Source organism: Tunicatimonas pelagia (assembly GCF_030506325.1).
Taxonomy (GTDB): domain Bacteria; phylum Bacteroidota; class Bacteroidia; order Cytophagales; family Cyclobacteriaceae; genus Tunicatimonas; species Tunicatimonas pelagia.
In genome coordinates, this window is record NZ_CP120683.1 from 4,582,396 (window position 1) to 4,604,842 (window position 22,447).

The 22,447-nt window shown below is 44.8% G+C and carries 20 protein-coding genes and 1 pseudogene; 14 read left to right on the forward strand and 7 right to left on the reverse strand.

What is annotated here, in order from left to right; genetic code table 11:
• Window positions 1-10 precede the first annotated feature (10 nt).
• From P0M28_RS19685 to P0M28_RS19695, 3 genes are read left to right on the forward strand one after another with little or no spacing between them, the layout of a single operon-like run.
• Window positions 11-1,411, forward strand: a complete 1,401-nt coding sequence (locus tag P0M28_RS19685; RefSeq protein WP_302204457.1) for a 3' terminal RNA ribose 2'-O-methyltransferase Hen1 — start codon at window positions 11-13, stop codon at window positions 1,409-1,411.
• Window positions 1,401-2,402 carry a PDDEXK nuclease domain-containing protein gene (locus P0M28_RS19690; protein ID WP_302204458.1) on the forward strand — a complete coding sequence of 334 codons (1,002 nt, stop codon included), beginning with the start codon at window positions 1,401-1,403 and terminating at the stop codon, window positions 2,400-2,402. Before P0M28_RS19685 ends, P0M28_RS19690 begins: the two co-directional genes overlap by 11 nt.
• Window positions 2,392-4,995 carry a polynucleotide kinase-phosphatase gene (locus tag P0M28_RS19695; protein ID WP_302204459.1) on the forward strand — a complete coding sequence of 868 codons (2,604 nt, stop codon included), beginning with the start codon at window positions 2,392-2,394 and terminating at the stop codon, window positions 4,993-4,995. The genes P0M28_RS19690 and P0M28_RS19695 overlap by 11 nt, the downstream gene beginning before the upstream one ends.
• 159 nt (window positions 4,996-5,154) lie before the next feature.
• On the opposite strand, the gene mgtE is transcribed toward P0M28_RS19695, so the two are convergent.
• The 7 genes from mgtE to P0M28_RS19730 form a co-directional block, all read right to left on the reverse strand.
• Window positions 5,155-6,462, reverse strand: coding sequence for a magnesium transporter (mgtE, locus tag P0M28_RS19700; RefSeq protein WP_302204460.1), 1,308 nt, complete (start codon window positions 6,460-6,462; stop codon window positions 5,155-5,157).
• A 12-nt stretch (window positions 6,463-6,474) separates the two neighbouring features.
• On the reverse strand, window positions 6,475-7,293 hold the full coding sequence (locus P0M28_RS19705; RefSeq protein ID WP_302204461.1) for a CBS domain-containing protein: 819 nt from the start codon (window positions 7,291-7,293) through the stop codon (window positions 6,475-6,477).
• A complete protein-coding gene (locus P0M28_RS19710; RefSeq protein WP_302204462.1) occupies window positions 7,280-8,089 on the reverse strand; it encodes a mechanosensitive ion channel family protein in 810 nt (269 codons plus the stop codon). Before P0M28_RS19710 ends, P0M28_RS19705 begins: the two co-directional genes overlap by 14 nt.
• Before the next feature lie 373 nt (window positions 8,090-8,462).
• Entirely contained in the window at window positions 8,463-9,791 is a 1,329-nt protein-coding gene (locus P0M28_RS19715; RefSeq protein WP_302204464.1) for an amidohydrolase, read from the reverse strand.
• 31 nt (window positions 9,792-9,822) lie between these two features.
• Window positions 9,823-11,328 carry a glycoside hydrolase family 28 protein gene (locus P0M28_RS19720; RefSeq protein ID WP_302204465.1) on the reverse strand — a complete coding sequence of 502 codons (1,506 nt, stop codon included), beginning with the start codon at window positions 11,326-11,328 and terminating at the stop codon, window positions 9,823-9,825.
• Window positions 11,329-11,394: 66 nt separating this feature from the next.
• Window positions 11,395-12,069: a pyridoxamine 5'-phosphate oxidase family protein gene (locus P0M28_RS19725; RefSeq protein ID WP_302204466.1), complete on the reverse strand. Its 675-nt coding sequence runs from the start codon at window positions 12,067-12,069 to the stop codon at window positions 11,395-11,397.
• 47 nt (window positions 12,070-12,116) lie between these two features.
• Window positions 12,117-12,401 (reverse strand): DUF1272 domain-containing protein, encoded by a 285-nt coding sequence (locus P0M28_RS19730; RefSeq protein ID WP_302204467.1) that lies wholly within the window; start codon window positions 12,399-12,401, stop codon window positions 12,117-12,119.
• A 78-nt stretch (window positions 12,402-12,479) separates the two neighbouring features.
• Between P0M28_RS19730 and pdxR the strand changes: the two genes are divergently transcribed.
• The 11 genes and pseudogenes from pdxR to P0M28_RS31130 all read left to right on the forward strand — a co-directional run.
• Window positions 12,480-13,934 carry a MocR-like pyridoxine biosynthesis transcription factor PdxR gene (gene pdxR / locus P0M28_RS19735; protein WP_302204468.1) on the forward strand — a complete coding sequence of 485 codons (1,455 nt, stop codon included), beginning with the start codon at window positions 12,480-12,482 and terminating at the stop codon, window positions 13,932-13,934.
• Between the two features lie 71 nt (window positions 13,935-14,005).
• Window positions 14,006-14,992 (forward strand): bifunctional helix-turn-helix transcriptional regulator/GNAT family N-acetyltransferase, encoded by a 987-nt coding sequence (locus P0M28_RS19740; RefSeq protein ID WP_302204470.1) that lies wholly within the window; start codon window positions 14,006-14,008, stop codon window positions 14,990-14,992.
• A gap of 71 nt (window positions 14,993-15,063) precedes the next feature.
• Window positions 15,064-15,912 (forward strand): methylated-DNA--[protein]-cysteine S-methyltransferase, encoded by an 849-nt coding sequence (locus tag P0M28_RS19745; protein ID WP_302204472.1) that lies wholly within the window; start codon window positions 15,064-15,066, stop codon window positions 15,910-15,912.
• Window positions 15,913-15,955: 43 nt separating this feature from the next.
• Window positions 15,956-16,207: an Ada metal-binding domain-containing protein gene (locus tag P0M28_RS19750; RefSeq protein ID WP_302204474.1), complete on the forward strand. Its 252-nt coding sequence runs from the start codon at window positions 15,956-15,958 to the stop codon at window positions 16,205-16,207.
• A 23-nt stretch (window positions 16,208-16,230) separates the two neighbouring features.
• Window positions 16,231-17,703, forward strand: a complete 1,473-nt coding sequence (locus P0M28_RS19755) for a pyridoxal phosphate-dependent decarboxylase family protein (RefSeq protein ID WP_302204476.1) — start codon at window positions 16,231-16,233, stop codon at window positions 17,701-17,703.
• Between the two features lie 10 nt (window positions 17,704-17,713).
• Window positions 17,714-18,322 carry an alpha-ketoglutarate-dependent dioxygenase AlkB family protein gene (locus P0M28_RS19760; protein ID WP_302204478.1) on the forward strand — a complete coding sequence of 203 codons (609 nt, stop codon included), beginning with the start codon at window positions 17,714-17,716 and terminating at the stop codon, window positions 18,320-18,322.
• 111 nt (window positions 18,323-18,433) lie between these two features.
• On the forward strand, window positions 18,434-18,646 hold the full coding sequence (locus tag P0M28_RS19765; protein WP_302204480.1) for a hypothetical protein: 213 nt from the start codon (window positions 18,434-18,436) through the stop codon (window positions 18,644-18,646).
• A complete protein-coding gene (locus P0M28_RS19770) occupies window positions 18,643-19,050 on the forward strand; it encodes a type II toxin-antitoxin system VapC family toxin (protein WP_302204482.1) in 408 nt (135 codons plus the stop codon). Before P0M28_RS19765 ends, P0M28_RS19770 begins: the two co-directional genes overlap by 4 nt.
• Before the next feature lie 184 nt (window positions 19,051-19,234).
• Window positions 19,235-19,573, forward strand: coding sequence for a PadR family transcriptional regulator (locus P0M28_RS19775; protein ID WP_302204483.1), 339 nt, complete (start codon window positions 19,235-19,237; stop codon window positions 19,571-19,573).
• Window positions 19,570-22,197, forward strand: a complete 2,628-nt coding sequence (locus tag P0M28_RS19780; RefSeq protein WP_302204485.1) for an ABC transporter permease — start codon at window positions 19,570-19,572, stop codon at window positions 22,195-22,197. Before P0M28_RS19775 ends, P0M28_RS19780 begins: the two co-directional genes overlap by 4 nt.
• A 45-nt stretch (window positions 22,198-22,242) precedes the next feature.
• Window positions 22,243-22,404: pseudogene (locus P0M28_RS31130) on the forward strand (permease prefix domain 2-containing transporter); the annotation flags it as partial.
• Window positions 22,405-22,447: the final 43 nt, after the last annotated feature.

Consider the following 22,447-nt stretch of genomic DNA (forward strand, 5'->3'; position numbering starts at 1 on the left):
TGACCAGTTGATGCTACTAACAATAGGTACGACATATCAGCCCGCAACAGATTTAGGCTTTTTATTTCATAAGCATCCTGATAAATTTCAGTCGATAGACTTGTCCATTGGAAAGGCTCATATATTCTATCCTGAAAGTTCGGAGAAGAAAACAACTATCGCACTCCTTCTCGATATTGACCCTATCGACATGGTGAGAGGCGCGAGAAATCTTTCAGGAAAGGGGTTCACGCTTGGACAGTACGTTAATGATCGGCCTTACGTTGCATCATCTTTCATGAGCAGTGCAGTTTCTAAAGCCTTCTCAACGGCCATGAATGGCACATGTAAGGATAGACCTAAATTGGTCAATAAGAAATTACCGTTCGAGGTAAGAATAGTAGTACTCCCTGCACCGAGAGGGGGCGAAACACTAATTAGAAAGCTCTTTGAGCCGTTAGGCTATCAGGTCAATCTTCAAAGACACATTCTTGATGGTAAGTTTAAGGATTGGGGTGAGAGCAAATATTTTACATTAGAGCTATCTAACACCATTACGGCTAAAGAACTGCTTTCCCATTTATACGTCCTTATTCCAGCCCTCGACAATGACAAACACTATTTCGTAAGCCAGAATGAGATTGAAAAACTACTTAAAAAGGGTAAAGGATGGTTGGAAACACATCCTGAAAAGGAGCAAATTACAAGGCGTTACCTCATCAATCTGGGCACGCTGACTCGACAAGCACTGGAACGATTAAGTGATGGTGAAGAACAAGAAACAAAAGGGGAATTGGCACAGGAAGAAATCAAGAAAAAAGAAACGCTTCACCAGCAACGACTTTCACTCGTTCTAGAGCAACTTAAAAAATCAAAAGCCGAAACAGTCATTGACCTTGGTTGTGGAGAGGGAAAATTATTGAGAATGCTGTTAAAGGAAAAACAGTTCTCAAAGATTGCCGGAATGGACGTTTCGTATCATGAGCTGACCAAAGCCAAAGACCGCTTGCATTGGGAAGAAATGGCACCGAAGCAAAAAGACAGAATTGAGCTATTTCAAGGAGCTTTGACTTATAAGGATAAACGGCTCGGGGGTTTTGATGCTGCTGCCATAGTAGAAGTAATTGAGCACTTAGATGAAAACCGATTACAGTCGTTTGAACGGGTCATTTTTAAGCATGCCAAACCAAAAACAGTAGTGGTTACTACTCCTAACGCAGAATACAATGCGTTATTTGAAAATATGGAAGCGGGAACCATGCGCCATACCGACCACCGTTTTGAATGGACAAGAAAAGAATTTGAAGATTGGGCAAACAGAATAGCCGAGAAAAATAATTACAAAGTAGAGTTTCTACCGATTGGACAGGAGGAAGAAAAGGTAGGGGCTCCTTCACAAATGGGAATATTTAAGCTAGCCCATGCACCCTGATATCACCTATATTAAAGAAATACGATCAATCCTGGAACAGGCTCGATCAAAGGCACAGCAGGCAGTCAATTCTGCTATGGTAGAGGCCTACTGGTTAATCGGTAAGCGTATAGTTGAAGAGGAACAACAAGGAAATGCCCGTGCCGAATATGGCGAAGGTATCATTAAGGAGCTTTCAAAAGCCCTGACCGGCGAGTTTGGTAAAGGTTTTTCTGTTGCTAACCTCAAGAATTTCAGGCAATTCTATCTAACTTTCAAAAAAGGCTACGCAGTGCGTAGCAAATTAAGCTGGACACATTATCGTCTGATTATGAGGGTAGAAAGTAAGGAAGCCCGGGATTATTACATTGAACAGGCGGCAAGTGGGCAGTGGAGTACCCGTGAATTGCAATGGAATATCAAAACCCATTTGTACAAAAGGATTACCACTAACAACGATGCTTCCTCAAGTTTACCGTCTGCTCAATTGTCTTTTGACGAATTCAGGCGCGACCCCTATGTTTTCGAGTTTCTCAACATAAAAGAACCTACTTCTGGGCAAGAGTCTAAACTGGAAAAAGCATTACTTTCCCATTTAGAGGACTTCCTCTTGGAGCTTGGAAAAGGGTTTGCCTTTGTTGGGAGGCAGTTTCGTATAAGTTCAGAGACCTCTCATTTTTATATTGACCTAGTATTCTACAATTATATTTTGAAATGCTTTGTGCTTATAGACCTGAAAACTCACAAATTAACCCACAGCGATATTGGCCAGATGGATATGTACGTCCGCATGTTTGATGACCTCAAGAAGACGGCAGAAGACAGTGCAACCGTTGGGATTATTCTTTGCACAGATAAAGACGAAACAGTCGTAAAATACTCTATACTAAATGAAAGCAGACAGGTGTTTGCCTCGAAGTACCTAACGTATCTACCGTCAGAAGAAGAGCTTGTTCAATTAATAGAACACGATAAACTAATAATTGCTCAAAATAAAAAGGATGGAAATTAAAGTACCTGAACTATCATTAGTGCTGCTGATCGGTGCGTCCGGTTCGGGGAAAAGCACATTTGCCAAAAAGCATTTCGGTAAGCATGAAGTCGTTTCTTCAGACGAGTGTAGAGGGATTGTATCCAATGATGAAAACAATCTAGCTGCAACCAATGACGCTTTTGATCTACTGCACTATATCATTGGTAAGCGGCTGAAAAACGGTTACCTGACCGTTGTTGATGCAACCAATGTTCAGCCGGAAGCAAGAAAAGGACTTATTCAACTGGCAAGAGAATACCATACATTGCCTGTGGCGATTATGCTTGATATACCGCAACAAGTATGTGAAGAAAGAAATGAAAAGCGACCTGACCGTGATTTCGGTGGGGCGGCCAACCGAAATCGGGTAATTCGTCAGCAGAAACAACAATTGAGACGCTCTATCAAAGGTTTAAAGCGAGAAGGTTTCCGACAAATCTATGTTCTTAAATCTCCGGAAGAAGTTGATAGTGTTACTGGCATCATCCGCGAAAAACTATACAACGACAAGAAAGATATTAAAGGCCCCTTTGATATTATTGGAGATATTCACGGATGTTATGATGAAACCGTTGAGCTTCTTGAAAAGCTTGGGTATGGCCTCAACACTGTATCGGATGATGGTAAGAACTTTGGCATTGAGGTTACTCATCCGGAAAATCGACAAGTCATTTTCCTGGGCGATTTAGTAGACCGTGGACCGAACTCACCAGCAGTTTTGAAATTGGTTATGAGTATGGTTCACAGCGGAATAGCTTGGTGTGTCCCTGGAAACCATGACCTAAAACTACAAAAGAAGCTCAATGGTAAGAATGTGGCCATCAAACATGGGCTTGCCGAAACATTGGAACAGCTCGATAAAGAATCACCAACCCTCCTCAATGAAGTTAAAGAATTTCTTTATAGTCTCATTAGCCATTATGTTTTTGATGATGGCAAACTGGTCGTAGCTCATGCCGGATTAAAAGAAGAAATGCAAGGCAGAGGTTCAGGAGCGGTTCGATCATTTTGCTTGTATGGGGAAACTACGGGTGAAATTGACGAGTTTGGTTTGCCAGTTCGTTACAATTGGGCATCTGAATACCGAGGACAAGCAAAGGTTGTTTATGGGCACACACCGGTGCCGGAAGCTGAATGGCTCAACAAAACCATTGATATTGACACTGGCTGCGTATTCGGAGGTAAACTAACCGCTTTACGTTATCCGGAAGAAGAGCTAGTTGCTGTTTCCGCCAGAAGAGTTTACTGTGAACCGGTAAAACCGCTTATAGAAGATAACTTCCAGGAAAAGACAAATGGTCAACTTACGCATCAGCAAGAGTATGATGACTTGTTGAACATTGATGACGTTATTGGGAAACGGATTATTCAAACCCGCCTTAGAAATAATTTAACAATTCGGGAAGAAAACTCTATTGTCGCGTTGGAAGTAATGAGCCGTTTTGCAATTAGTCCAAAATGGTTGATCTATTTACCTCCTACCATGTCGCCCTGCGGGACAAGCGAATTACCGGACTTTTTGGAGCATCCCGACCAGGCTATAAACTACTACAAGAAGAGGGGAATTGATAAGATCGTTTGCGAGGAAAAACACATGGGGTCCCGCGCGGTGCTGGTGGTTTGCAAAGATGAAGATGTCGCCGTGGAACGTTTCGGTGTAGTAAATGAAGGTATAGGGACTTGCTACACCCGGACGGGCAGAAATTTTTTTAATGATGCCAACATCGAGAAAGAGTTCTTGGACAGAGTTAACAAGGCTTTGACTGAATCGGATTTCTGGAAGAAACACCGTACTGATTGGGTTTGCCTTGACACCGAGCTAATGCCTTGGTCTGCCAAAGCACAATCCCTACTCAAAGACCAGTATGCTTCGGTAGGTGCAGCAGCGCAAAACTCATTTTCAGAAGTTGAACGAGTATTACAAGGCGCAATTGATCGGGGCATTGACAGTGCTAGACAGCCCTTGGAAAAGTTCAGTTACAAGAGAGAAGCAATTACAAAATATATTCAGGCCTACCGTAATTATTGCTGGGAAATTAAGTCCGTTGAAGACTACAAACTAGCCCCATTTCATATTCTCGCAACCGAAGGAGCCGTGCATATGGATAAGAACCATGAATGGCACATGGAGAATATCAAGGAAATCTGTCTTGCCGATAAAGAAATTTTCCGGGCGACACCCTACATGGTAATTAATACCAAAGATAAACAGAGCGTTACGTCTGCTGTCGACTGGTGGCTCGACCTGACCGGAAAAGGAGGCGAGGGAATGGTAGTTAAACCTTACGAATTCATTGCCTACGGGAAAGAAGGGTTATTACAACCAGCCGTGAAATGCAGGGGCAGCGAGTATCTACGCATCATTTACGGGCCGGAATACGATATGGCTGAGAATTTGGAACGACTGAAAAATAGGGGGCTTTCCAGGAAGCGTTCTTTAGCATTGAGAGAATTTGCTCTTGGTGTAGAAGGGCTTGAACGGTTTATCCGAAAAGAACCACTGAGGCGAGTTCATGAAAGTGTGTTCGGAGTACTAGCTCTAGAAAGCGAGGAAGTTGATCCAAGATTATAGTCCTAAGCTAAGTTTATTTTCGGCTAATTTTCTAGCAGCTCTAGAGCCTCCGCACTCATCGCCCGAATGCCCGTTTTGATGGTAGGTTCGGGAAGTGGGGCTTAGAAAGGAAAGTGTAAGAACGGTAGCTTGGTTCCGGTTTACTTCGTTGGTGTGGTTCTAAAAAATTCCAAGAGCCCCACCCAGAACGGTAGCTAAGCCCAGAAAGCTTAGGAACCCCATAATATCGGTTACGGTAGTCAGGACGATGGAGGAAGACTGGGCAGGGTCTTGACCGAATGCTTTCAGTACGATGGGCACTACCGCCCCCGAGAAGCCGGCAATTACCATCGATAGCACCATTGAGGTACCAATCACCAGGGCAATGCCGAAAGATGAAGCCCAGAAGTAAGCGATCAGAGAGGTGGTAAAAGCAACGGCAATACCGTTGATAAAGCCTACCGCTACTTCCTTTTTGGCTACCCGCCACCATTGGGTGGTTTGAATCTCCCGCAGAGCCAGCCCCCGCATAGTCACAGCCAACGCCTGAGAACCCGTGTTTCCCGACTGACCAGCCACAACAGGTAAGAATACGGCCAGAACCGTAACCTGAGCAATAGTTTCTTCAAATACTCCCACGATAGAAGCCGCGAGAAAGGCCGTAGCCAAATTGATCTGTAACCAGGGTAAACGCTTCTTTACGGCAAACCAAGCACTGGACAGAGCTCGCTCTTCTCTACCCGCCCCAAACATCGCTAGTACATCCTCCGAGGCATCCTTTTGCGTAGCCGCGATCAGGGTTTCACTCCGAATAACCCCCAGTAAGGTATTGTCAAGATCAACTACCGCTAAGTTGATAATCTTTCCTTCTTCAAAAAGATCTACCGCCTCCTCCGCCGGAGACATTACCTGAATGCTTTCGCAGGGCTCCAGTAGTGCTTCTAGGGTAGTTTGCAGCGACGAGATGGCAATATTTTGGATGAACACCTTTCCCAGCAGTGTGCCATGGCTACTGGTCACGTATACGCTTAGCACTTTTCGGTCTCCTATCTTTCGTAATTTTTCCAGTACCTGATCTACCGTAGTAGTAGGGCTAAACGTAATAATCTGCGTGTCCATCAGGTAGCCCGCTGCCTCCGGAGGGTAAGTCAACATCTCCCGAATGATCTTCGCTTTATCTTTGGGAAGGATACTTAGTCTGTGCTCAATAGTTGCCGGGCTTGCCCGGGATAGAAGCTTAGCAGCGGTGTAGGCATCCATCGTTTCCAACACAGTCAAGAACCGACGTTCATCCAGCTCTTCAATTACTTCAGATACTACATCGGGGGCGAGATTCACTAGTATCTCTTGGGCAACATCCACCGGTTGGAACTGGAGGTACTCGAGCACCTCTTCTATGGGTAGCGTATTAAATATACTAGCTGCCTCCTTGGGAAATCGTTGAATATAGGTATTGGCCAATCGGTCTTTAATCTCAGCTATTTCCATGATCGTGATTGTTTAGGTATTGGTAGTTTGGTCAGAGCTTCCTAGTAGGCCAGCTAGTCCGATTAAGTAGAGGTCGCCTAACGCACTACCGGCTTTCACTGCTAATCGGTCAGTGCCAACGCTAGTCACCGCTAGTTTTGATAAGGTACTGCGAGAGACAATTCCTATCAACCGATTTTCTGCGTTTATTACTGGTAAACACACAAAGGAATCATCCCAACTTTTCAGCACATCCTTTACCAGCATGGTAGCCGTGATAGCAGACGGAGCTGGTTTCATAACGGAGCGAACGATCTTTTCCGGGCTATTAGACAGAAGATCACTTACTTCTAGGTATCCAACTAGTAATTTTTTCTTTTCAACCACAAATATATGCGAATGAATGGTTGCTGAGGTTGTTTTAACTTCCGATAGCGCCTTCTCTATGGTGCTGTTTTCAGTCAGTGTAAGAAAGCTAGGTTCCAGATTGGCACCCACCTGATTACGGCTAAGCGTTAAGGAACGCCGGAGGGGTTTATTGACCTCGGGCGGTAACTCCGCTAGTATTTGTTGGCGAAACGGAGGGTCTATCATACGTAGGATGGGTTCGGAGATGTTAGTCGGAAGTGCTTTAAGGACGTTGACGACCGATGTAACCGGTATCCCTTCCAACACTTTCCCTGCCTTATAGGGATTGATTTCGGCCAGGATAATCTTAGCCTTGTCAGGGGATAAGTGTTGTAGCAGAAGAGCAATCTCATCAATTTCCAACGCCTCAACCGCTGCAACTGCTGTATTCCGATGATTGTTGAGAAACTGATCGATAAAACGCTGGTCGTTATGTATTTTCATCTTTAACTATGGTAACATTATGTTCGCTGAACCGCTTAGCGGGAACGACTACTAGCCCCTCCTTCGTTTCTAATGAAATGGCGTGATCCGAAATTTTGACGATGGTACCTTCAATATCTTCTAACCTGATTCGCGTACCCAACCGATGCGTTTTTCTAAAGTAATAAGACCCCAAAATATTACTAACCGAGGTTTTAGCTCCCAACCCGAACGAAAAGGAGGCACCAAAAAGTAAGGAAGCTAGCAGGACGACGAATAAATCTTCAAGAAATACGATATCGATCCCGATCTGATCTATTGCTACTACCAACGTTACAAATAGGATAAGATACTTGACAACGGTACTTAAGTACTTACCGCTGCTGCTTCCGGTTCTTAAGGCTCCTTTCCTGATTAATTTGGCTAGCAATCGACTAAGAGCGATGCCTACCAAAACAATGATAACGGCCGCAATGAGATTGGGGACGTACTCCACAATTCTATCAAACCAGCCCCCCGAGAGGGTCAACCCTAAAATCCGTAGACTAATCAGCAGCGATACGGTAATAGCAATCCAAAAGAAGGCGATTGAGGTGAACGTAGCGGTACTTCTTAAGTCAATGTTTAGTGTTGTGCCCGGCAACCCCCGATTCACGCTACTGTTGAGGTAGAGAATTAATCGTCTGACTGCCCCTTCAATAACCCGGCCTAGTACGTACCCCAATAGAAGAACAGACAAAGCGGTTAGTAACTGGGGGGCAAATTCAATAAATTCTGATAGTAGATTCTCCAGATATACGTAAATATCCTGTTTCATTCTTAGGGTTAGGCTTAGATACTTTTGCTGACGGGATTAATTTAAGTATTTTCCTCGGTAAACGACTTATTGTCGCTAAATACTCTGGGGCGATGCAGCGTTTTATAATTCTTTGAGTGGTATCTGTAACCTTTTTGGAAGATTATGATGTTCTGAGAACTTTTTAGGGGCCATTGAATTTTAGCGTAGAAAGAAGATAGCAGAGTGCGGGGCAGGGCGTAAAGCGTAGCCCTCCGCAATTTACAGGTAGGTTATTTCCTCAATAATAACTTATTAGTTCTCTTTTTAATTTGAATGCCTGCTCAAACTTTTGAAAAAATATGACTTGGTGTAGCTGATGTAGTTTGAGATATGTACTTCACGTAAATCCTTTCTACCTCACCTTATTCAACAACTCCAAAGCTGCTGCGCTCATGGCTCGGATGCCCGTTTTGATGGTAGGTTCAGGTAGTGGGGCGTAGAAGGGGGAGTGTAAAGATGGTAGCTTGGCTCCGGTTTCTTCCGCTTCTTTCACCTTCTGCGGGTCTACGGCACCCAGCCAGAACATGCAGATGGGTACTTTCTTGTCTTGCATCCCGTAACGGCTAAAGTCTTCGCCTACCATATTGGGTGGGGTTTCTACTACTTTATCCTCACCTAGCGTTTCTTTAAATACGGTCACCAGCCGATTGGTAAGCTCAGTATCATTAATGGTAGCGGGAGTTTGTGGGTCGCGAATGCTGATTTTGGGATATTTTTCTTCGGGTAACCGGGCTTGCTGGGCGAGATTTTCAGTAATTCTATGTAGCGCCTCTACAATCTGATTACGAACTTCAGGCGAGTAAGAGCGTAGCGTCAGTTGCAGTTTTACCTCATCGGGAATGATGTTGTGTACGGTACCACCGTGAATAGAACCTACCGTCACCACCGCGGGGTCAATCGGATTGATTTCTCGGCTCACAATCGTCTGAAAAGAAGTAATCATCTGAGCCGCTAGCACAATGGGGTCTTTGGTAGTGTGGGGAGCGGCTCCGTGTCCACCTTCGCCGTAAACCGTAATATCGACCATATCTACACTAGCCATAAACGCCCCCGCCCGGTAGCCGACTGTTCCAGCCGGCAGAGAAGCATTATCGTGCAGGGCAATGGCGTAATCCGGCACCGGTACTTTGTCGTACAAATTAGTTTTAAAGAGTGCATCCGCCCCAAAACCGGTTTCTTCCGCCGACTGAGCCACCATCACCAGCGTACCGCTCCATTGGTCTTTCATTTCTACCATTGTTCGGGCGGTACCCAAAAATACCGTCATATGAATATCGTGCCCGCAGGCGTGCATTACTCCTACGGTTTCTCCGGCAGCGTTGGTACCTTTTGCTGTACTAGCGTAAGGCAATCCGGTTTTTTCTTTTAGTGGTAAGGCATCCATATCGGTACGGATAAGTAGCGTGGGGCCTTCGCCATTTTTCAGTACTCCCGCTAGGTTGTACATACCCAGCTTTTCCTGGACTTCAAAGCCTAAACTGCTAAGCTCATCAGCGATTAGCCGTGCGGTTTGTTCTTCCTGGGAGGAAAGTTCAGGGTGCTGATGGAGATATTTGTATAGTGTGTCTAACGACGGATATTGCTGGTTGACGAAGCTTTGGACTTGGGTATCAAGAGAGTTTTGAGCAGTTAAAGTGCTGTTAACAACAAGTAGTATAAATAAGAAAAGGATGTTTTTCATAGAGCGGAATAATAACTGAAATACATTACTTTTACCGTAAAGAGATTTGAGGCTGAAAGTTTTCGCCGTTGACAGTAACATCTTGCATCAGAATGTCCTCAGCAAACTCAATCTGGCTACTATCCCCGGTTTGGTTAATCGTGATGTCCTGAAGAAAAATTCGTTGAATTGGGGCAGCTTCTACCCCTACGATCTTGAAGGGGCGTTCGTTCACCGTCTTGCATCGGATGTTGCTCACATAAAAATCGTTGAATTGAGTGGGATAGTTATTGCCCCGGTAGCCATGATAATCCATGCGAAAGATGAACATAGCTTCGTCGCAGCTTGCAATTTCTAAATTACGGATATACACTTGCTCTACCTGTCCGCCCCGGTCGAGGTTACATTTAAAGTTCAGGGCATGTTTGCCGTCGCGTAGTTGGCAGTCTTCTACGAATACATTCCGTACTCCGCCCGACATCTCCGAGCCAATGCATACCGCATTTACCCCGGAAGCTAATATGCAGTTACGAATGATCACATTCTCGGTGGGGGACCGATTCCAGGCATCCTGGTCGCGCCCGGCTTTGATAGAAATAGCATCGTCATGGGTATTCACCGTGCAGTCTTCGATCAGTACATCGGTGCAGGAGTCAGGGTCAATCCCATCATCATTAGTCGTTCCAGCCTGTATGTTGAGGCCGCGAATAGTCACATTGGTACAAAATACCGGATGAACCGTCCAGAACGGGCTGCTTTTCAGGGTAACTCCCTCAATCAACACGTTTTCGCACTCGTAGAACTCAATCAGGGTAGGGCGTAAGTAATGGTCTTGGCCATCGCCGTAGCCATCGTCTTGCCCGTCACCATCCAAATCTAAGAAACCGTCACCAAATACGCGCTGCTCTTCGGGAATAGTGTCATTGCCCATTTGGCGTAGCACTTTTTTATCGGCATCTTGGTTTTTGCCATCATTATCGCGCTTCCACAATGCCCAGGTTCCTTCGGTTTGCCCGTCAAGCGTACCTGCGCCAGTCACGGCAATATTTTCCTGCTGATACGCGTAAATTAGCGGCGAATAATTGTAGGCTACGGTTCCTTCCCAGCGAACCTTCACCAAGGGTGTATAATCTTTCGGATTAGTACCAAAAAAGATGTTTGCTCCTTCTTCTAAGTGCAGATTGACATTGCTCAGCAGATGGATAGGCCCATTGCTTAGGTAGGTTCCAGCGGGTACCACTACCCGTCCACCTCCAGCTTCGTGACAGGCCTGTACCGCTTCCTGGAAAGCAGTGTGGGAGTCAAAGGTAGAATCGTTTTTAGCTCCGTAATCCAGCACACTGATCTCCTGTTCTGGAAAGGTAGGTGCCTGGATACAATCCAGAATTCCGATAACTTGCTGCCATCCCTGCTGCTCCTGCGCTTGGGCAAATTCGTAGGTAAATGCATCTGCATCTGCATCTGCATCAGTAGCTTCAACTGACTTTTCACTGGGATTAGAGCAGGCAGTAAGTAGCAGAAATAGGAGACCAAATGGCTTATCAGCAAATTTTGTCATTCTCAATATTCTTTCAGTGCTTCAAGATACGAGAGAACTAAGAAGAATGACAACTCCTGCTGACGATTATAGCACGGATTTGCCAACGGCATTTCCCTGAATATAATTGTTTACACTATCCGGTACAGATAATGCCTGGTTCATCGCTGGGTCGGGGATAGCTTCTCCGGTAGCTACTCGTAAAGGTAGTACTCCCGCCCAGACAGGTAGTTCGTAGTCGGCCTCATCGTCTTTGGGTGCGCCAGTACGAATCTTGGCTGAAGCTTCTTCTATTTCCATGGCCAATACTTTAGTGGCCTTTAGCTCTTGACTGTTAGGAGTGCGAACTTCGTCCCACCGCCCTTTTATAATCTGTTCGGTAATTGCGAAAAGCGCTTGTTCTTTCTGATCGTCCGGCACTAAGCGAGCGGTTCCGAAGAGTACTGCTGACCGATAATTGAAACTATGGTGCATGGCCGAGCGAGCCAGTACAATTCCGTCGGTATGGGTAATAGTAACGCAGACCGGAATACCCTTTTCCAGTTGGTTGAGCATTCGGCTACCAACTGCACCGTGCAAGTAGATCGTATCGCCTTCTCGCCCGTAGGCATTGGGAATCACGTAGGGCTGATCGCCAATAGTGAAGCCTACATGGCAAATATAACCAGCATCAAGAATCTGATAAACCGTTTCTTTGTCATAGTGACCTCGCTTAGGCGAACGTTTAACTATGTTGCGGGATGATTTAGGGTAGTTATTCATGAGTGTTTGAGTGATTAATGATGAATGAATAATGACTGATGAAGTAATTAATCATTATTCATTAATGATCTGTGAATCAGAAGTTGCTGATGTGCTACAACGTTGACTGGTTTCCATACTCTTTTATCTGATGCTGGATGTTTGGCTAGTTGTTCTTGAGGGCGGATGGGGCGAGGAGTAAAACCACCTCCGCAGTTAGGGCACACATTTTTTAGTATCGTTTCTACGCAGTGTTGGCAAAAGGTGCACTCATACGTACAAATCATTGCCTCAGTTGCATCATAGGGCAAGTCCTTATTACAGTGTTCGCAGTTGGGTCGTAAGGCGAGCATACCATTGTTATTTGATTATCGTTAAGCAAAACTATACTTTTGTAGGCCCCGCTATATCCACCAGTTTTTACAATATCGATGGGCCAGTTATATCCCTGGAAAACTAGTATTCCCCTTGATCGCCAAAGCAGCCGACCGCTGTATCTGCAAATTGTGGATGCGCTAATTCGGGAAATAGTATCCGGTCGTTTAGCTTCGGAATACAAAATGCCGGGTACCCGCTACCTAGCTTCATTGCTGGAAGTAAATCGAAAAACACTGGCGATAGCTTACGACGAACTAACTGCTCAAGGTTGGTTAAAGACCGTTCCGGCCAAGGGCACTTTCGTCTCGGACGCTCTTCCCAAACTGCATCCGGTAGCCCCCGAAAACACTCCACCTTCTGCCCACTTGCCGGAAACCGCTTGTTTCGCCATTCGTGGTTCTATTTCACCGTTCAGAACTATGCCCAAATCCCTGCTACGAATCACCGATGGCTCACCCGATGTTCGGTTAGCCCCGACAGAGGAGTTGTACCGTTGGTGCCGACAGGTAGCCAAATCAGCTAATTCATTGCGCTATCAGGATGAGCAAGGTGATCCGTACTTGCGAGAAATACTGGCACAGTATTTACGACAAACTCGGGGCTTGGTATGCCAGCCCGAACAGTTGCTAATTACCCGTGGTAGCCAAATGGGGATTTTTCTGGCTTTTAAAGCTCTACTGAAACCCGGTGATACCGTAATTGTGGGCGAAGTGAGTTATCCCGAAGCCAATCGGGTAATCGAACTGTGCCAGGGGGAACGAATAGAGGTACCAGTAGATGAACAAGGGTTATCCACCGATGCGATTGAAACAATTTGTCAGGGTCAGTCGGTTCGGGCACTCTACATCACTTCCCATCATCATTATCCCACTACCGTCACGCTTAGCATTGATCGTCGGGTGAAGTTGCTAGCATTAGCTCAGCAGTATGGCTTTGCCATTGTAGAAGACGATTATGACTATGATTTTCACTACGCTAGTAGCCCGCTACTGCCTTTGGCCAGTTTGGATACGCAGGGTTGTGTAATTTATCTGGGTTCATTTACCAAGTGCATTGCTCCGGCCATTCGGGTGGGATACCTAGCCGCGCCTACCAATTTTATTCAAACGATTACGCCCTATCGTCGGCTGATTGATCGCCAAGGCGATCCGGTGATGGAACGGGCATTAGCAAATTGGATTGAAGCCGGTGACTTACAGCGCTATATTAAAAAATCACTACGGATTTATCGGGAACGTCGGAATTTTTTAAGCCAGTACCTTCAGGAGCGATTAGGGCAGATCCTTGCGTTTCAAGAACCGGAAGGTGGGATGGCTACTTGGGTACGCTGCAACCCGAAAGTTGATACACTAAAGTTGGCTCACTATACTGCTAACCGAGGCGTTTCGCTAGAGGGAGTAGAACATTGGCAACATTACCGAGGAATACGGCTTGGATTTGCTTCGCTCACTCCAGAAGAGCTAGAGCAGGGAATGGATATTGTTACCAAAGGAATTAATCAGCTTTAAAATAGCTTAAACGCTTGACTATTCTTCAACTTATTTCTAATTATGTAGGTACCTACGTAATTATTATAATCATGAATAAACATGATGTTTTTTTCGAACTCGGGCTGCTCAGTTTGGGTAGCCGACTGAAGCGATTGAGTGATCAGATGATGTATCAGGTAAGTGACATCTACCGCCATCGTGATATTGATTTTGAACCCAGTTGGCTGCCCGTTTTCTCGCTGTTGCAGGACGGAGAGGCTCGAGCAGTTACCGATATTAGTTATACTTTGGGATTAGCCCACCCATCGGTGATTCAGATTACCAATGCGATGATCAAAAAAGGGGTAGCCGTTTCTCAAAAAGACCCGAGCGATTCGCGCCGCCGACTGATTCAATTGACAGAAAGCGGAACAAGTATGTTGAATAACCTAACAGTGGTATGGGATGATATTCGGGAAGCTGTGGGTCGAATTATGGAAGAAGCTAACTGCAATCTGCTACAAGACATTGAAGCAGTAGAAAAGGTAATGACCCATCAGAATTTGTTTCATCGTACCGAAAAACAGCACCAACAACGTGCACTAGCGTCACCTAAAGTAGAAATCGTTCCTTATGAAAATGCTATTCATCGCCAACTCTTTAAAGATTTGAATGTAGCCTGGGTGAAGCGATGGTTTACGATGGAAGCGGCTGATTACGAAGTGTTAGATTATCCGCAGGAGAATATTATTGATCCGGGTGGGGCTATTCTCATGGCAAAATTAGATGGGGAAGTGGTAGGTACGTGCGCCCTTATCAAAGTAAACAGCCATTTGTTTGAATTATCTAAAATGGCGGTAGCCGAGAAAGCCCGAGGAAGCGGGCTTGGTAGACAGTTGGGACAAGCCGCTCTAGAAAAAGCGCAAAAAATGGGCGCGAAAAAAGTGAAGTTATACTCTAACGATATTCTAAAGCCCGCCCTTCGGTTGTACCAAAAACTAGGGTTTCAGCATATGCCTCTCGATACCGAAGCAGAAAAGTACCAACGGTCTAACGTAAAAATGGAGATAGACCTCACCGTAAAAGAAACTATTTAAATGCCGCAACTTTCGGGTATTTTGCCCCGCTATTCATTGCTACTTTTGCTATACACTAATCAAAAAAAGAAATGAACACCCAAGACCGTATCAACTTTGATCGTATTGCCGAGGCAATTGAGTACATCCAAGGTAATTTCAAGATGCAGCCTAGTTTGGATGAGGTAGCCGAGAAAATTCACGTTAGCCCTTTCCATTTTCAGCGTATGTTTTCGGAGTGGGCGGGTACTAGTCCGAAGAAGTTCTTACAGTATATCAGTCTTAATCACGCGAAAAAGTTACTAAAAGAAAATCAGGCTACGTTGTTTGAGACAGCCTATGCAACCGGGCTTTCCGGTACTAGCCGACTGCACGACCTGTTTATCAATATTGAAGGGATGACTCCGGCGGAGTACAAAAACGGCGGTAAAAATCTGGCAATCAACTACAGCTTTGCCGAAAGCCCGTTCGGTAATGTGATTGTGGCATCCACCGCTAAAGGTATTTGCCATCTGGCCTTTTCGGACAATGATGATAAAGCCTTCTCAGCATTACAAAATCAGTTTCCGAAAGCCAATTTTCGTCAGAAAACGGATCTGATTCAGCAGAATGCGCTGTTTATCTTCACCCAGGACTGGCAGAAATTGCCAAAGATAAAGCTACACTTGAAAGGTACGCCCTTTCAACTGAAGGTGTGGGAGGCATTGCTACAAATCCCGCTGGGTCAGTTTTCTACCTACGGAAGCATCGCTCAGCAGATTGAGCACGCCCGAGCATCCCGAGCGGTAGGTTCAGCGGTAGGCAGCAATCCCGTTGCTTTCCTCATTCCCTGCCATCGGGTGATTCAATCTACTGGTCACATTGGACAGTACCACTGGGGTAGTACCCGAAAAACGGCGATCATTGGTTGGGAAGGAGCGAAAACCACAATTGCTAGTTAATTCAGTTAGTCGCTGCGGTGACTACTCTTGAATATTTTCATAAATGATCAACCACACTGAATTAAACTACGCCGAGTTATTCCGATTAATCAAAGGAGGTGCAGCAGGGTTGGCTGGAAACCGGAAACTAAAAATCTACGGCACACTTCACTGTAAGTCGGGGAAGCGAATGAAGCAGGAGAACCGTGTTTTCTTTGTGAACGAACCGGAAGCCCTAGCGCAGGGTTATCGTCCTTGTGGCCATTGTATGAGAACTGCGTATAAAATTTGGAAAGAAGCAAAAGTAGAAAATTAAACATTACAGATTAGTAGCAAAAGATGAATAATGAATCATTAGACCTCAGTTTAGAAGAATTTCAGCAGCTTTTAGCGCAGAGCAGCGAGTTAGTGATCAATCAGTATCAGGAACTGAATGAGAAAAAAGCCTACCATGATTTTACCCAGCCCGAAGTAGAAAGCTGGTTCGATGAACCTCTGCCAGAGGAAGGGAAGAGTAATACCGAGCTGCTGAATGAAGTGCGTAAAAAAGTGCTAGCGACTGCCACGAATAATCTGGGGCCGCATATGTACGGCTATGTGATGTCGGGCGGAAATCAGGTAGCAACGGTGGCGGAGTTACTAGCGACTACCATCAATCAGAATGCTACTAAGTGGCATTTAGCCCCGGCCATGAGCGAGATTGAAAAGCGGGTGATTCGGTGGACAACCGAAATGATTGGCTATGCTCCTAATGCGGGTGGAGTGTTAGTTAGCGGAGGTTCAGCAGCCAACCTGACCGGATTAACCGTAGCTAGAAATATCTTTTTTGAGAATAAAAATATCAAACAGGAAGGCTTATTTGGCCAAAAACCCTTTGTCGTTTATACTTCTGATCAGGTGCATAGCTGCGTTGATAAGAGTGTGCAAATCCTGGGCATCGGCCTGAAGCATTTGAGAAAAATACCTACCGACGATCAATTTAAAATTGACACCCAGGCACTGGAAGAGCAAATTAATCAAGACATAAAGGATGACCTCACTCCTTTTTGCCTGATCGGTACAGCGGGTACGGTGAACACTGGGGCGATTGACGATCTGGCTGAGTTAGCTCGTCTTGCCAAGCAATACAAAATGTGGTACCACATAGATGGTGCTTACGGTGCGTTAGCATCGGTGCTGGATTCTACCAAAGAGGCTTATCAAGGTATGGCGGAAGCTGACTCCATTGCCCTGGATTTCCATAAGTGGCTGTACCAACCCTTTGAAGCTGGCTGTACCCTGGTGCGGGACTGGTCGATGCTAAAAAAGACCTACTTCAATCAGGCGGAATACCTGGATACAGTTCTGGAGACAGACCAAAATCGCTTAGAGTTTAACGAGCACTATTTTCAGCTTTCTCGTAATGCCAAAGCCTTTAAAGTTTGGATGAGCCTTAAGGCCTATGGCTTCAAGAAAATAAAGGCGATGATTCAGAAGGATATTGACTTGACCAATTACTTGATTGAGCAGATAGAAAAATCGTCTGACTTTGAGATAAAAGCCTACGGTTTGGCGGTAGCCTGCTTCCGCTATATAGGCGACTGCCAATCGGAGGATGAAATTGTAGCAATTAATCAACGACTGATTCCCGCACTGGAAAAAGACGGTAGAGTTTTTATTACCAGTACCAAGCTAAAGGGCGAATTGGTCATCCGTGCCTGCTTTATCAATCATCGTAAGACTATTGAAACTACCGATTATTTACTCTCGGTGATTAGGGAAGTGGCTGAGGAATTAACGCTAGTCAAAATTGAAAGCCAAGCGGCTGAATAATTCAAGAAACATGAATCTACTCAATAACGATATTGACGAAACCGCTAATCTGCTGCCCTTCGATGGTACCGTGCATTATTACGGAAAATTGCTATCAAATTCCGAAGCCGATCATTATTTAAATGGCCTGCTAGAAACTATTGCTTGGAAGCACGATGAAGCAGTAATGTTCGGCAAGCATATTATCACCAAACGAAAAGTAGCCTGGTACGGTGATGAAGCATTTAGTTATACCTATTCCAAAAAAACCAAACAAGCATTACCTTGGACTGATGAGCTAAAAACTTTAAAAGATTTAGTGGAACAAAAAACGGAAACCAATTTTAACTCCTGCCTACTCAACCTCTACCACAACGGCGACGAAGGCATGAGCTGGCATAGTGACGATGAAAAAGAGTTGATGGAAAATAGCGCTATCGCTTCACTCAGTCTGGGGGCTGAGCGCAAGTTTTCTTTCCGCCACAAACAATCCAAAGAAACAGTAGCACTAATGCTAGAGCACGGTAGTCTGCTCGTGATGAAAGATACCACCCAAACCCACTGGCACCATCAGTTACCCAAAACTAAAAAAGTAACTATGCCTCGGGTTAATCTGACTTTTAGGAGAATGGTGGAATAGCACTTCATGACGTCTATTCTTTGTCTCCGTAAATTATCGTACCTTTCATCAAGCACAGTGTGTTAGAACTGATTGTTCTAAATTATCGTATTTTGTATTAAAATTTCAGCTATGACGAAAGTCCAGCATATCTTAAGAGAGATCTCTGAATTGGATGCTAACGATCAGGAAACATTGTTGCAAGAAATTCTCAAAAGAGTAGATAGGAAGAAAAGGGCTAAGGCTATTCTTAACAGATATAGAGGAATAGGAAAAGGTATCTGGAACGCCGATGCCCAAGAATATATAAACAGCGAGCGGGCACAAGATCAAGTTAAACTATGAGAGTGTTTGTTGATACTGCTCCGTTTATTTATCTCATCGAAAACCATCCTAAGTATGCAGATAGGGTAGCAGATATAATGGCTACTTCCTTAGCCGAAGGCCATACTTTCATTACCAGTGTAATCACCATTTTAGAGTTCGGCGTAAAACCGGAGAAAGAAAATAAGCATGAGGTGATTACCAGATTTGAGGATCTTTTGAACGAGTTAGAAACTGAAGTTAAAGAGATAGATAGAGGCATTGCAGTAGAAGCTTACCAGTTAAGAGCCAAGTATCAATTCTTAAAAGGTCTAGATACCATTCAGTTAGCCACGGCCATCACTTCCAGTTGCGACAGCTTTGTTACCAATGATACGAAGCTTGAAAAAGTAAAGGAAATAACGGTAACATTAATAGATACCTAGCTATTACTTCGTTTAGCCTAGGTGCCAAACGTAAATTCTCCTTCCGCCACAAACAGTCTAAAGAAACGGCAGTCTGCCCTGAACCTTTTGCCTTATATCCTCAAACCTTGAATATTTTTCAATACTACAATTAGGAAATTGCAATTCTTTTTGCGTAGTTGCAATACTACCAATAAGAAATTGCATGAAGCCCTATCCTTTAGGTGAATTTGAAGAAATTGTCCTACTCACCGTTGGCGTGCTCTACAACGAAGCCTACGGCGTAGCTATTAAAGATGCTATTGAAGAACGAGCCGAACGAAAAGTAAGCGTTGGGGCATTACAGTCGGCCTTGAAACGGCTGGAGAAAAAAGGCTATCTGGAATCTCGTCAAGGGGAAGCTAGCTCTCAGCGCGGCGGTAAGCCTAAGCGATACTATACTATTACCGCCTTCGGGAAACTAGCCCTTCAGCAGAACCGCGATATTCGCAATACTCTCTGGGAATCTATTCCGAAGCTGGCTCTTGACTTCAAATTCTCATGATCAAACACCTAGCTCAACGCTTCTTCCAATGGTTCTGCCATCCTGACTACTTTGACGAGATTCAAGGTGATCTGGAAGAAATTTATCAGCGAAATAAAACGCAAAGTAATCGGGCAGCACAGTGGAAATATCTGGGTCAAGTAATTGTGCTATTTCGCCCTAGTTTAATTCGTTCTCTTTCCCAACCCTATCTAACCCATCCGGCCATGTTTAAACACTATTTTCGTATCAGCACCCGCAACCTACTTCGGCAAAAACTTTTCACCACGATCAATATCGGTGGTTTGGCATTTGGACTGGCTGCGTTTCTACTGATTACTGAGTATCTTCGTTTTGAGGAAAGCTACGACCGTTTCTTTACCGATGCTGATCGAATTTATCGGGTTTCTTTAATTCAGACGGTAAATGGCGAGGTGGTAACCCGTGAGGCAACTAGCTATTATCCTACGGCCAAAGTTCTGAAAGATGAACTACCGGAAGTAGTAGAAGCTACTGTCTCCCATCAGTACGAAAGGCAGATTTTTCGCAAGGGTGAATCAGTAATCAGGGAAAAGGGGGTAGTATCAGCCGATAGTAACTTTCTCAAAATCTTTGATTATAAAGTACTTCAGGGGTCGCCGGAAACGATGCTGACTGAACCCAATTCTTTGGTGTTGACAGAAAGTAAAGCTCGATTTTATTTTGACGACCGGAACCCACTGGGAGAGACGCTCATGATATTGGGTAGGTTTAATCAACCATTCAAGGTGACGGGTGTGATTGAAGATGTTCCGAAGAACACCCAGTACAAGTTTGATATACTTATGTCGGATGCTAGCCTTAACGACCGCGACGATCATGAGGGTTGGCGATTCAGTAACTACTACACATTCGTAAAACTAGTTCCCTCAGCTAATATCACATCACTGACTAGCAAACTGCAAACCCTAACCAAGAAATATCTGGATGAAGATAGCCAGGAATCGTTTAGCCTTATTGCGGTGCCGGATATTCATCTTCAATCTGACTATCAATACGAAGCCGAAATTTCCGGTAGTGCCCGGGCAGTAAGCTTCTTGCGTATCATTGCGTTCTTTATTCTAATCATTGCCTGGATCAATTATGTCAACCTTTCTACCGCCCGAGCGGTGAACCGGGCTAAGGAAGTAGGTCTAAGAAAAGTGATTGGTGCTTACAAAGCACAGTTAATGAATCAGTTTTTGTTAGAGGCAATGCTCGTTAATTTTATAGCCGCTCTAATCGCCCTGTTAATCTCTGAACTATCCTTATCATATTTTCATCAGTTAATTGGTAAAGAAGTTGTTCCTCATGTTTGGAATCACCCTCCCTTCTTGCGGAGCCTAACTATATTCTTTGTCATCGGTACGCTAGTGTCGGGCTTCTATCCAGCGTTGGTACTATCCGGATTTAAACCGGTGGCTGTGCTTAAGGGTAAGTTTGTGAATTCTAAAAGTGGAACTGCGTTACGAAAAGGACTCGTAGTGGTGCAGTTTACGGCTTCCATTATGCTGATTGCCGGAACCCTCATCGTCTATCATCAGCTAGAGTTTATGCGGGGTAGAGACTTAGGTATCTCCACCGATTACGTGGTTGGCTTTCTTAGGCCTGAGGTAGGGCGTGAACAGTGGGAAGAACATACCTCTCAAGTAGAATCTTTTCAGGAAACCCTCCGTCAGCATACAGCGATAGAGAAAGTAGGGGGTACTTCCAACATTCCGGGAGGCGAAGATGGGGATATTAGTTACACTACCACAAAGATTGGTTTGGTAGGATTGTCCGAACCCATGCCTGGATCTACCTACTGGCAGAGTATTGATGAGCATTTTCTAGAAACGGTAGATATGCAGCTACTGGCCGGTAGAAATTTTGACCGAACCCGTATTGCTGATTCGCTGGTAGTGATGGTAAATCAGACGTTTTTAAGAAAGTTTGATATAGCAGATGAAGAGGAGATCGTCCATGAACAGATTCAATTTGGCGAGGATGACGATGGAAGCAAGTACCAGATTATCGGTGTGGTAAAAGATTTTAACCGAACCTCTTTACGGTCGGATGTAGAGCCTACGATTTATTTTCCATCCTATATTCCTCGAGCTTTTGTACTAAAACTAAAATCAGAGAGCTATACGGCGGGTTTAGCGCATCTGAACGAAACCTGGGATAAGTTCTTTCCGGATGCACCACTAGATTATACTTTTCTAGATGACCGCTTCGCTGCACTATACGAACAAGACCAACGTTTCGGTCAGATATTTGGCACCTTTGCTGGCCTGGCAATCTTTATCGCTATGCTGGGTTTGTTCGGTCTGTCTTCCTTCATGGCGGTGCAACGGACGGCCGAAGTAGGCGTACGCAAAGTGTTGGGGGCTACGGTATCGAGCATTATCGGTATTTTTTACAAAGATTTTCTGGTGTTGCTAGGTATCGCCGGATTGGTCAGCCTGCCCTTAGTATACTACGGTATGAACGGCTGGTTGCAGAGCTACGCCTATCGCATTGATTTCCCGTGGCTACTGGCCGGAGCCGCCCTGCTGATTGTCGTAATATTTGCCCTGCTCACGGTAGGCTATCAAATTTATAAAGTAGCAATACTTAACCCAGCCAAAACACTACGGCACGAGTAAATAGGGAAGAAATAGCTGGCCTTCTAACCAATTAAAGATAATATAATCAAACGCTTCGCTCACCGTTTCTTTCGCTGGTTCTGCCATCCGGATTACTTTGACGAGATTCAGGGTGATCTGGAGGAACTATACCAGCGAAATAGAGAGCATGGTAAGAGAGTGGCACAGTGGAAGTATCTGTGTCAGGTACTAGTATTATTTCGTCCTAGCTTAATCCGTTCTTTTCCTCAACTCCTTCTACTAAATCCCG

What these genes read in the sequence shown, in the direction of transcription:
- P0M28_RS19685 (WP_302204457.1), top strand. Translation starts at nt 11, where the DNA reads ATGCTACTAACAATAGGTACGACATATCAGCCCGCAACAGATTTAGGC.
- P0M28_RS19690 (WP_302204458.1), top strand. Translation starts at nt 1,401, where the DNA reads ATGCACCCTGATATCACCTATATTAAAGAAATACGATCAATCCTGGAA.
- P0M28_RS19695 (WP_302204459.1), top strand. Translation starts at nt 2,392, where the DNA reads ATGGAAATTAAAGTACCTGAACTATCATTAGTGCTGCTGATCGGTGCG.
- mgtE (WP_302204460.1), bottom strand. Translation starts at nt 6,462, where the DNA reads ATGGAAATAGCTGAGATTAAAGACCGATTGGCCAATACCTATATTCAA.
- P0M28_RS19705 (WP_302204461.1), bottom strand. Translation starts at nt 7,293, where the DNA reads ATGAAAATACATAACGACCAGCGTTTTATCGATCAGTTTCTCAACAAT.
- P0M28_RS19710 (WP_302204462.1), bottom strand. Translation starts at nt 8,089, where the DNA reads ATGAAACAGGATATTTACGTATATCTGGAGAATCTACTATCAGAATTT.
- P0M28_RS19715 (WP_302204464.1), bottom strand. Translation starts at nt 9,791, where the DNA reads ATGAAAAACATCCTTTTCTTATTTATACTACTTGTTGTTAACAGCACT.
- P0M28_RS19720 (WP_302204465.1), bottom strand. Translation starts at nt 11,328, where the DNA reads ATGACAAAATTTGCTGATAAGCCATTTGGTCTCCTATTTCTGCTACTT.
- P0M28_RS19725 (WP_302204466.1), bottom strand. Translation starts at nt 12,069, where the DNA reads ATGAATAACTACCCTAAATCATCCCGCAACATAGTTAAACGTTCGCCT.
- P0M28_RS19730 (WP_302204467.1), bottom strand. Translation starts at nt 12,401, where the DNA reads ATGCTCGCCTTACGACCCAACTGCGAACACTGTAATAAGGACTTGCCC.
- pdxR (WP_302204468.1), top strand. Translation starts at nt 12,480, where the DNA reads ATGGGCCAGTTATATCCCTGGAAAACTAGTATTCCCCTTGATCGCCAA.
- P0M28_RS19740 (WP_302204470.1), top strand. Translation starts at nt 14,006, where the DNA reads ATGAATAAACATGATGTTTTTTTCGAACTCGGGCTGCTCAGTTTGGGT.
- P0M28_RS19745 (WP_302204472.1), top strand. Translation starts at nt 15,064, where the DNA reads ATGAACACCCAAGACCGTATCAACTTTGATCGTATTGCCGAGGCAATT.
- P0M28_RS19750 (WP_302204474.1), top strand. Translation starts at nt 15,956, where the DNA reads ATGATCAACCACACTGAATTAAACTACGCCGAGTTATTCCGATTAATC.
- P0M28_RS19755 (WP_302204476.1), top strand. Translation starts at nt 16,231, where the DNA reads ATGAATAATGAATCATTAGACCTCAGTTTAGAAGAATTTCAGCAGCTT.
- P0M28_RS19760 (WP_302204478.1), top strand. Translation starts at nt 17,714, where the DNA reads ATGAATCTACTCAATAACGATATTGACGAAACCGCTAATCTGCTGCCC.
- P0M28_RS19765 (WP_302204480.1), top strand. Translation starts at nt 18,434, where the DNA reads ATGACGAAAGTCCAGCATATCTTAAGAGAGATCTCTGAATTGGATGCT.
- P0M28_RS19770 (WP_302204482.1), top strand. Translation starts at nt 18,643, where the DNA reads ATGAGAGTGTTTGTTGATACTGCTCCGTTTATTTATCTCATCGAAAAC.
- P0M28_RS19775 (WP_302204483.1), top strand. Translation starts at nt 19,235, where the DNA reads ATGAAGCCCTATCCTTTAGGTGAATTTGAAGAAATTGTCCTACTCACC.
- P0M28_RS19780 (WP_302204485.1), top strand. Translation starts at nt 19,570, where the DNA reads ATGATCAAACACCTAGCTCAACGCTTCTTCCAATGGTTCTGCCATCCT.